The sequence below is a fragment of the Caballeronia arvi genome (assembly GCF_001544695.2).
Classification (GTDB): Bacteria; Pseudomonadota; Gammaproteobacteria; order Burkholderiales; family Burkholderiaceae; genus Caballeronia; species Caballeronia arvi.
This window is the reverse complement of record NZ_FCOM02000150.1, coordinates 1-3,905: the sequence shown is the minus strand read 5'-3', so window position 1 is coordinate 3,905 and position 3,905 is coordinate 1. Positions and strand designations below refer to the sequence as shown.

Here is a 3,905-nt window from a genome sequence, read left to right as displayed (position 1 = left end):
GGTAGCTCGAACACGGTTTTCTGCACCGCGCCCGGCTGTTGCAATACCGTTCGCTGCAAGCTGTCCAGCCATGTTTCGTCGATGCGCCCGTCGCCCGGGACAGGCTGCGCCTTGAGCGCGACGAAATCGTAGTTCGCCAGAGAAGAGGCAAGACTCAACGAGAAATTACGCTCGGCATTCGCATCCAATGCCGCTTGCGCCGGCAGCGAGCGTGCGGTCAGCACGTTGCCGCCGCCCTGATAAGCGCGCACACGATCCGCAAGCTGATTGGTGAAGGCGGTCAGATAGGCCGTCTTGCTCTTCGCCCAGCGCTGCATCAGGTCGTCGGATGCGTGGATTTTGTCGATATCGCCCGGCAATCCCCATGAGCGATACACGGCCCGAGCCGCTGCACTCGCGTCTTCGTAGGCGTTGAGCGTCGCATCGGGGTCGAACACGATGCCGTTGAAGCTCGCATAGCGCGTGAGGTCATCGTAAAGATCCTGAACCGTGTGACGTGCGAGCGGATCAAATGGACTCAGGCGCGTCACGTGGCCACGCTGCGCATCGTTCGGGCTGTTAGGGGCGACTTCCACGAGACGTTCCGCCGCCGGATGCCCCTTCGGCAGGCCGAACGCGAGCGACGGCATACGCGCATAGACCTGCACGCCCGCGCGCGTGATCAGTTGCCACGCGACGCGATTGAACAGATCGGCACGCATCGGCATGTGACGATTCGGGTAATACATCGCGCGCGCGACGCCCGTGCCATCCGGGTCCCAATAAGCCTTGAGGTACACCGATTTCGGTTCGAGATCCTTGACGCGATCGAGTAGACGCCCGAGCTTTTCCTCGCGCTTCTGCGGTTCGATGTCGTACACCTCGTCAAGCGAGACGTTGACCACGCGCTCCACCGGATTTCGCTCGCCGCGATACGCGCGCGATGAACGCATCTGTGCGATCAGCGTGCCGACGTCCCAGTCGTACGACACCAGCAGGCGGCGAATTTGCGTGAGCGGCACGTCGGGCGTATTCGGCCCGTCGTTCAGCGTGAAATGGACTGACATGCCGAGCGCCTGTGACGCCTTGACCAGCGCGGCGTTGTACATGCCGTACGGCCACACAGCGGATCGCACGGTTACGCCCGTGCGCGCCTGAATCAGATCGACGCTGCGCTTCAGATCGTCATGCACCCGCGCCTGGTATTCATCGTCAGTTTCGTAGCGTTGCAATTGCGGAAAGTACAGGTGTGCGCTCGCGGCAGGCAGCTCATTGCCTTGCGGATTGGCCTGCGCCCCATGGTGCATGTCGTGCGTGTGCGACGCGATCTCGACGAGACCCGATTGCGCCATTACGCGCAGATCGTCCCAACTCATGAAGTAGCCAGGCGGCATCACCGACTTGTGGCTGATGCGCACCGGGTTGCCCGCGGGCGTATCGGTCCAGCGCGTGACGACGCCGATCAGCGCGGGGTATCCGTACTGCTGCAGCAGCGCAAACGCGCGCGTGAACTGGCTCTTGTACGCGTCGTCGAACGTGAGTAGCACGGCGCGCGCGGGCAGACGCGGACCGCCGCTGCGCGACGCGACGATCTGATCGACACTCACCGGATGGAACTCCTTCGCATGCAGCCACGCGAAGATCGTGTTGAGCGTGGCCGTGCTGATCGCGCAGGTGTCGGAGACCGTCGATACGTCCGCATGCAGATCATCGCGGATATCGTGAAAGGCGAGCACGCGAAACGTGAGGCCGTCGTCGGCATCCGGCGGCGGCAAACGGTCCAGAGCGAGCCGTGCCTGCGCGGCGGGCACTGCGGCGAGGCCCGCGGCGAAAGCGAGAAAACGTCGGCGATCGAGCTTGTCCATGGCGGGTTACAGAGGAATGTTCAGATTCAGATAGATGAGCTTGCTGTTGTCGCGCGAGTGGTCCATGCGCTGGCTCGACACGCCGAGGCCATAGGCGAGCGATGCGTGCGCGCTGAACTGCCACTGCTGCTCGAGACGCACTTCCCACAAAACGCTGTTGCCGATATCCGTCTGCCGATAACCGCCGATCGTCGCGTAGGCGCGGTTCGCGAGCGACTGGTCCGCATTGCGCCACGATGTCCACTGATACATCGCCGTCAGTTGCGCCGTCATGTCCCGATGCGGCGCAAAATAGGCCGTATTTGCGAGCGTGTTGCTGTTCGTGTTAAGTCTCACCCACGTGGCGACCAGATGGCTTGGCGTATTGATGACGCGCTCGTACCATGTGCCGACCCACGACTGGTTCAGGTTCGTGTCGCTGTACCTCGCCGCGCCATAGGTCAGATCGAAGTAGCGGTAGTCGTCGATGCTGTAGCGCATGCCGCCCGTCGCGGCCCGGCCCGTAATGCCCTGCTGATAGGCCTTCCACGGCAGCGTATTAATGTTGCTGTCGACGCCAGCGGAAAATCGCCAATGGTCGTCGGGCGCGTAGCTCAGGCTGCCTGCGCCGCCGGTTTTCGCTTGCGGTCCGGTCGAATGATCGACTTCGGCGGCCGCCTCGACGCCATGAAAGCGAAAATCGCCGCCGATGCCGTTGCGAATGCGGCTGACGCTATTGCCGTCGCCGGTGTCCGCGCGGCCGCTGAATTGATGCGCAAAAACCCGCCAGTAATGGAAGAGCGGCATCGAATAAAGCTGCGTGTCGATCCCCCAGTTGTGATCGGCGAGCACCGCGTTGCCCTTCTGTCCGTTCGCCGCGACGATCAGTTGAGCACTTCGATAGGCTTCGTAGTCGTCCTGGAAGGCCTTAACCGTGTTGTTGTCGGGGAAGCGATCGCTGAATGTCGCGTTGACTTCGGCCGCTCGGTCGTACTGGTTCAGTTCAAGCGCCGTGCGACCGAGACCCGCGAGCGTCTCGATGTCGCCCGGGTGATCGACGAGCGTGCCTTCGTAGACTTTTTGAGCTTGCCGCGGACGCTGTTGTGTAAAGGACACATCCGAGCGAGTGCTGATGAGCGAAGGGTCGAAAGGCGCTTCCCAGCGCAGCGCATCGAGCGCGGCGAGACCTTCGCGCGTGCGGTCCGTGTAGAGCAGATACTGAGCCTCTAGATTCTTCACCCGGCCATAGTCTTCGTTAAGATCTTCGGGGTGGTCAGCCAAATCGGCACGAATCGGCGTGCTCGCCCTGATCTGCCTCAGGAGTTCTTGGGCGTCACCGTAGCGGCCCGAATCCAGGTATGCGAAAAACAGACCTTCCTGCACATCGATGCGCTTCAGCACATGCGGTTCGACGGACGGCACGAGCGGCTCAATGGGCGTCTTCAATGCGCGCTCATAGGCCGGTGCGGCCAGGCGCGGCTGATTGAGATAGGTGTAGGCATCGCCTGCCGCTGCATACGTGCGCGCCGGCATCGGCTCGGTCGAACGCGACAGATCCTCGTAAAGCGCGGCGGCATCCTTCATGCGGCCGAGCCCCCGCAATGCCGCGACCTTCTCGACGAGCATTGCGCGGCGAACGTCTGCATATTCTTCGCCCGACGGGATGCGTTGGAGCATGTCGTCGATGTGCGCAAGCGCGGCTCTGGTTTGCGCGAGACGGTCGGGGTCATCGGACGCGAGCGATTGCTGACGGCCCCAGTGCACCTCCGTTTCGACAACGAGGGCTTCGATTTGCAGGCAATCGTGCTCGGAAAACGCGTCAGGGTTCGCGCGAGCTTCCTGGAGCGCGAGTTGCCCCGCACCAGCGCCGGCCTGCGCGAAGATGCGCTCGCGGAGCTGGTCGCGCTGCGCGGACGGGTCGGAGCGTGCGGGCTGTCCTTCCGCGATCCCCGTGGCTTGCGGCGCAGCGTTCGGCTGCGCTGCTCCACAGTAATCACGTGCGAGCAGCATCAACAGTAGGGCTGTCGCTTTTACCGCGGCGCGCTTCTGTCGGCTGGAGCGTTCGTTTTTCATGATGTCTCG

2 protein-coding genes are annotated in these 3,905 nt (G+C 62.8%); both read right to left on the bottom strand.

The features are described from left to right. The coding region (gene pgaB / locus AWB74_RS43535; RefSeq protein WP_061152666.1) for a poly-beta-1,6-N-acetyl-D-glucosamine N-deacetylase PgaB at positions 1–1,844 on the bottom strand (1,844 nt) is incomplete at its 3' end. Between the two features lie 6 nt (positions 1,845–1,850). Continuing rightward, a partial coding sequence (gene pgaA, locus AWB74_RS43530; protein ID WP_327363301.1) for a poly-beta-1,6 N-acetyl-D-glucosamine export porin PgaA occupies positions 1,851–3,905 on the bottom strand: 2,055 nt, incomplete at its 5' end.